The sequence below is a fragment of the Candidatus Rokuibacteriota bacterium genome (genome assembly GCA_016188005.1).
In the GTDB taxonomy this organism is placed as follows: domain Bacteria; phylum Methylomirabilota; class Methylomirabilia; order Rokubacteriales; family CSP1-6; genus UBA12499.
Map to the genome: position 1 here is coordinate 51,532 of JACPIQ010000016.1, position 6,000 is coordinate 57,531.

The window sequence follows — 6,000 nt, forward strand, 5'->3', positions numbered from 1 at the left end:
GGTTCCGAGGGATAAGGCGGGCGCCGGGGTGCGCCCCTATCGCAGCGGCGGACGGCTTGCGCCCCCGTGGCCGGGCCGGATATCGCCGATGCACCGGTGTTGCCGATTCACCTCGTACCGAGTAACCTGGAAGCATGTTGGACCGGATCTCCGTTGACCCTCGGGTCTGTGATGGCAAGCCCACCATCCGCGGGATGCGCATCACGGTGGACTTTGTGCTGAAGCTGCTCGGCGACGGCTACACGGCCGACGAGATTGTCAAGGAGTATCCCGAACTGGAGAAGGAGGACGTCTACCAGGCCGCCAAGTACGGCGCCTGGCTGGCGAGTGAGACGACCTCGGCGATTGCATGAGGCTCCTCGCCGACATGCACATCTCGCCGCGCACCGTGCGATCTCTGCAGGCCCGTGGCCATGACGTGGCGCGCATCAACGAGATCATGCCGGCGACCTCGGCGGACGAGGCCATTGTCGCCCGCGCCATCCAGGACGACCGTGTCATCCTCACCCAGGATCTCCGCTTCTCGGCGATCCTGGCGTTCGCAGGAGGACGGGCGCCGTCGCTCATCTCGTTGCGCCTCTCCTCTTCGCGCATCGAGCTCGTTGACGCCATCCTCGAGCGCGTCCTGCCGAGCCTCGAGTCCGACGCCAAGGCTGGGGCGATTATCACCGTCGAGGACACCCGTATCCGGATTCGCCGCCTGCCGGTCCGGTAGCGCACCGGTCCGCGACGCCGCCCCTTGACAACCCGGGTGGCTTCAAGGCCAGCGTCGGCGCCGGGCAGGCGGGTCGCGCGACCGCAGGAAACGGCGTTGACAGGGCGCGATGCGGGATTACCATGGCGCGCGCCTGTCCCGGGGCGCGGCGCAGGGCACCCGGCAGCACTGTGGCATCGGCTCCTGTGGTTCCTGGCGCGGCCAGCGTCCGAATTTGGGAGATCATGTCATGGGGACGGGGACCCCGGACGGGGCGCGCGCCGCCGAAGGGGGCCAGAGTTGGCTACGCTTGCACCATCGATCGGCTGCAAGTGTCCGGCGCGCACCCGATCCCGGTGCGTTGAGGGTCACCGGAGAGGGCAGAATTCGCGACCGGCTGGCGCACAACCGGCGGTCAAGCCTCGGGCCGCTCAGAGGTTTACGCGATGGTCTACGGCGGGCAATGAGCGAGCGGCAGTCGGAACCGGGAGCAAAGCGACGCGAAGTTTTCTCGAAGTGCGGTGACTCGCTTGCGCCCCCTCCGTATCGCTCCCGCTCATGGCGCTGTCTCGCCAATCGCAGCGGAAGGCCGCGTGAACAGAGGGCGATAGCTCCGCCGCGTGAGCGAGAGGGACACCACGCAACACGCGTCTAGGCACTTTAGAAGGCCGATGCTCTATCAAGCCGAGCTACGGGCACGCAAGGACCTACGCGACAGCCGAGGCCAGTCTACACGGCCTTGGCGGATCTTGTGCTGAACCGAGCGCGGCACCTTCCGAGGATCGCGCCCCCCGTCAACCTGCGGGGGCGAAATCCGGGGTTGACACCCCCCGGGCCAGGCGCTATCCGTTGCGCGACGTGGCGAACGCGGCGGCGTCGGTGAGCGGCGCCGACCGGCTGCGAGGCAACCGACCATCGAGGAGAGAGGAGAGCCCCATGAGAAGGATCTGGACAGTGGCCGTGGGCTTCATGCTCGTGTCCGCCCTGGGCGTCATGCTGGGGGGCGCCGCGCTCGCGCAGGAGAAGGCAAAGCAGGAGAAGGCAAAGAAGGAGCCGGTGCGCTTCGCGGTGGTCAACACCTTCGAGCCCGGCTTCCCGGGGATCGAGAAGGCCCAGCTCATTCAGTTCGAGATGGATCCCGGGGCAGCCGTGAAGGACATCAAGGTGGGGTCCACCGAGATCCTCTGGGTGACAAAGGGCGTCTTCACCTACAAGTACGGGGACAAGGTCGCGGAGAAGAAGACGGGTGAGAGCTGGCTCCATCAGGAGGGGATCGTGCTCGACGTGTCCAACAAGGGCAAGGGCGTCGCCACCCTGCGGGGCATTCAGTTCCTCAAGAAGAAGTAGCGATGAGCTATCCGGGTTTCGAAGACGCGTTGCGGCGGGTCATCACCGGGGACGACGCGAAGGGGCAGTCGGTCATCATCGTCGACGGTCCGCCCTCCGCCGTGATGGCCGAGGCCGGGCTCGGCGGCCTGTTCGAGATCTGGGCCGACGCCGCCTCGGGGCCCCTGGATCCGCGCGAGGGCGCGGACCGGGGGCCGAAAGGGGCGCCGGTCCTGTCGCCGGCACGCGGGGAGGTGAAGGTGCGCTGGTTCATCGTCGAGCCGCCGCCGCCCGGCGCGCCGAAGGCGGCCCTGGACGCGGCCGCCAAGGCGGCCTTCGCGCGCATGGGCGCGGCCGCCCACGTGCAGGACCAGACGCGGCATCACGCGATGCACGAGACGCACACCCTCGACGTCATCTGCCTCCTGAAGGGGGATGCGTCGCTGATCCTCGAGAGCGGCGAGACGCGGCTGAGACCCGGCCAGATCGTGATCCAGCGCGGCACCAGCCACGCCTGGGCGGCCCATGGTGGACCGGCGCTGTTCCTCGCCGTGCTCATCGATCGCCCGATCACGCCGCGGATTTGACCGGCACCGGCGCCTCCAGCTTCAGCTCGCGCTCTCGGCCGCATCCGCCGCTTGACCGGGCCTCCGTCGCCGAAGCGATATCGCTCCCGGCGGAACCGGCACCCCGAGCGGTCCTGGTCGCCGTTCAGCCGGCGGGCCCGCGCCCGCAGGGGATGCCAAACCACGCGGAGGAGGACCCGGAGCGCGCCACGTCCCTCGCCGACACAGGGAGGCCACACGTGCCGCTCCGCCACTGGGGGCTCACCCTGCCGTGGCGGTTGCGCGACCGCCTGGCGGGGGACCATGCGGTGTGTCGCGCGGTCTCGCGGGGCGAGGACGGCGTGATACAAGAGCACGTTGGCCGCCGGCACCGCGCGGCGACAGCCTTGGGGGTCAGCTCTCGCCCTGGTCCTCGACGCGAGCAGGTTTCTGGGGCGCCGAGCTGGGCTTGAGGGAGCCCGTCACGGCCGTCAGCAGGCGGTCCAGCGCGGTGAAGAGCAGCTCCACGCTGTAGCCGCCGATGAAGGCGAGGACGACGGGGGTGATGCCGCCGGGTATCGTCCCGCTGTCGCGCACAAAAATCCACTGGAGCGTAATCCCGCTGAGCATGCCGAGGAAGATCCGCACGACGAACTCCCCGGTCTGTCGCGGGTCGAAGCTCCGCTGGACCATCTGGGCGTAGATCGCCCGGAGGATGTAGGCCAAGGTTCCGAGCGCGCCGTAGAGCACGGGCAGGATGAAGCCCCCGAGGATCATCGCGATCGGGAAAATCACGTTCCGCAGCTCGGCCCAGTCCACCACGCGCACGAAGCGGCCGAGGGTGGCGTAGCCCTGGTCGATTCGCTGCTCGAGGCCGATCTGCTGCTCGCGCAGGTGGGCGAGCCGGGCATCCAGCTCCTCGCGCTGCTTGATCAGGCTCGCGCGCACGACGCCCGGAGACTGGCTCTGGCGGCCCAGCTCGGCGTCGAGCGCCTTGATTTGTTCGCCGAGCAGCCGGAGGGCGAGCCGCCCCGTGCGCATCTCCTCCCGCACCTTCACCAGCTCGTCCTGGCTGGTGATGATCGCGGTGACGAAGGTGCGCGTCCACTCGCACGTGCCGATCACGAGCAGCAGGAAGAGCGCGAGGAGGCCGAACCGGAACGAGACAACCTGGGCGTCGGAGGTCGAGCGGAGCCGGAGGAGCCGCGGGAGGAGCGAGCGGCTGTCCTCGTGGCGGCTCGTGGCGCGGAGCGTGGCCACCGTCACCGGCGCAACCATGACGGCCAGGCGCGAGTAGGCGCCGAGGAAGGCGCTCTCGTCGGCCGGCGACACGGGCTCGCCCCCGGTGACCGCGGCCCGCGTCTTGATGATCGGGTCGCGGATCGCAGGCTCGACCGTTCTCCCGGCGGCGACCGCGTGATAGAGCAGCGCGCTGGCGTCGCCCACCACCTCCGACAGGGGCTTCAGGTTCTCGAGGCTGGCCGCTGGGAGGCTCGCGCCGCGGGCGCTCCCGGTATTGGGCTCGCTCACGGGATCATGCGGACGCGAAAAGAGCAGCGCTGGTCGTCCCACGTGCAGATGCGGTCAGGCCCGTAGGCGATCTCGGCGATCCAGTTGCCGGGCGTGAGCCTCGCCGGGATCACCACCCGAAGGGGCAAGGCGCTCGCCTTGAACGCGCGGTCGGTCTTCAGGTCCTCGCGCAGCACCGGGCTGGCCCCCGGATCGAAGTACCAATAGAGACTCAGTGGGATCTCGCTCTCGCCGAACGAGGCAAGCTGGGCCCGGCACGCTTCGGGGCAGCGCAGGTCGACCCAGACCCAGACGTTCTGGCCCATCCGGAAGGATGTCAGGTTGAGGAGCGGGGGCTTGCTGTCCTGGTCGGTGAACAGAACCTTGCTCAGGTGGACCACGGGACCCTCGCGCTCGTCACCGCGTGGGACCCCGCGGGTGGCTGGTGGCGGCTCTTGCCGGACCGAGCCACCGCAAGGGCACGAGGACACCCCGCCCTTGCAGCACACGGCACGGCCTGCCCGACAGCCGCATACACCGCCGCCGAAGTGGCAGCACCCACCGTCCGCGGCCTCGGCGCGGCCGGCGCCGAGCACGCGGCCCGCGCACTCGGACGCCCACCGGTCCGGCGCGAACGCCTCGGGGTGACTCGAGGCAGCCGGGAGGAGGAGGCCGAGCAGCAAGACGAGCCAACGGACACCATGCGCCATGCCAGCACCTCGCGCCCGGGCTCTGTTCGCCCCGAGGGGTGAACGGTGAGCCGAGCCCATTGGTCTCCGCGGACCTTATCGCGTACGCCACGGGCATGTCAAGCAGCAGCGCGGAGGAGCAGCGTGAAGCGGCGGGGCCTGCACCTGCGTCAGAGCCGGGCGGTCTCGGCTCCAGGGAGAGGGCTCCGGGGCCGGCGGCTCGACGACGCTGGGGTCTTTCAGGGGGTACTGGAGGCCCGCTAAATGGGGCCGCTGCCGGTGTCGCGAGCCCCGGGAGGCGGATCGGCGCCGGCCGCCCGGGCCGATTGACGGCGCCTCACGGGATGATATAGATGAAGCTGCGGGAGAAGGCCGTCAGGCGTCGGCGGATCCAGGACGGCGCGCGACGGAGTCGTGTTCACCATTCCCTGCAGGAGGTTTCCGAGCGCATGAGCGAGTTCCTCTGGACACCCACACCGGAACTGATCGCGCAGAGCACCCTCACCGCCTTTCTCCGGCGCGCCGGCTGCGCGGACTACGACGCGCTCGTGCGCCGCGCCGACGCCGACCCGGCCTGGTTCTGGGGCGAGGTGATCCGCTTCTTCGATCTGCGCTTCTACCGTCCCTACGAGCAGGTCCTGGACCTGTCAAAGGGGCTGCCCTGGGCGCGCTGGTGCGTGGGCGGCACCACCAACATGGTGCTCAACTGTCTCGACCGGCACCGCGGCACGCCGGTCTGGGACCGGACCTACCTCGTCTGGGAAGGGGAGACCGGCGCCCGGCGCACCCTCAGCTATCGCGACTTCGACGCCGAGGTGTGCCGGCTCGCCAACGCGCTGCGCTCGCTGGGCATCGGGCGCGGAGATGCGGTGGGGATCTTCCTGCCCAACCTGCCCGAGGCCTTCGCCGCCTTCTTCGCCATCGTCAAGGTCGGCGGCATCGTGATGCCGCTCTTCTCCGGCTTCGGGCCCGAGCCGCTGGCGCTCAGGCTGGCCGACGGCGGCGCCCGGGCGGTGATCACCTCCGATGGGGCCTGGCGTCGCGGCAAGCCCGGCGCCATGAAGGCCGTGCTCGACGAGGCGCTCAGGAACGTGCCCTCGGTCGAGCACGTCATCGTCGTGCGCTACCTGGGCGAGGGCGTCGAGACGCCGATGACGCCCGGGCGCGATCACTGGTGGCATGAGGGGGTGGGGCCGCAGCCGCCGGAGGCCCCGACCGAGGAGATGGGCGCCAGCGA

The 6,000-nt window shown here is 69.9% G+C and carries 7 protein-coding genes; 5 read left to right on the forward strand and 2 right to left on the reverse strand.

The window, feature by feature from the left end:
• Nucleotides 1-134 precede the first annotated feature (134 nt).
• From HYV93_04790 to HYV93_04805, 4 genes are all read left to right on the forward strand, one after another.
• On the forward strand, nucleotides 135-353 hold the full coding sequence (locus tag HYV93_04790) for a DUF433 domain-containing protein (protein MBI2525279.1): 219 nt from the start codon (nucleotides 135-137) through the stop codon (nucleotides 351-353).
• Nucleotides 350-715 (forward strand): DUF5615 family PIN-like protein, encoded by a 366-nt coding sequence (locus HYV93_04795; GenBank protein MBI2525280.1) that lies wholly within the window; start codon nucleotides 350-352, stop codon nucleotides 713-715. The genes HYV93_04790 and HYV93_04795 overlap by 4 nt, the downstream gene beginning before the upstream one ends.
• 915 nt (nucleotides 716-1,630) lie before the next feature.
• On the forward strand, nucleotides 1,631-2,041 hold the full coding sequence (locus tag HYV93_04800; protein MBI2525281.1) for a hypothetical protein: 411 nt from the start codon (nucleotides 1,631-1,633) through the stop codon (nucleotides 2,039-2,041).
• Nucleotides 2,042-2,043: 2 nt separating this feature from the next.
• Nucleotides 2,044-2,607, forward strand: a complete 564-nt coding sequence (locus tag HYV93_04805; protein MBI2525282.1) for a cupin domain-containing protein — start codon at nucleotides 2,044-2,046, stop codon at nucleotides 2,605-2,607.
• A 372-nt stretch (nucleotides 2,608-2,979) separates the two neighbouring features.
• On the opposite strand, the gene HYV93_04810 is transcribed toward HYV93_04805, so the two are convergent.
• A complete protein-coding gene (locus tag HYV93_04810) occupies nucleotides 2,980-4,095 on the reverse strand; it encodes a hypothetical protein (protein MBI2525283.1) in 1,116 nt (371 codons plus the stop codon).
• Nucleotides 4,092-4,475, reverse strand: a complete 384-nt coding sequence (locus HYV93_04815) for a hypothetical protein (GenBank protein MBI2525284.1) — start codon at nucleotides 4,473-4,475, stop codon at nucleotides 4,092-4,094. The genes HYV93_04810 and HYV93_04815 overlap by 4 nt, the downstream gene beginning before the upstream one ends.
• Nucleotides 4,476-5,212: 737 nt before the next feature.
• Between HYV93_04815 and HYV93_04820 the strand changes: the two genes are divergently transcribed.
• On the forward strand, nucleotides 5,213-6,000 hold a 788-nt coding region (locus tag HYV93_04820; protein MBI2525285.1), incomplete at its 3' end, for an AMP-binding protein.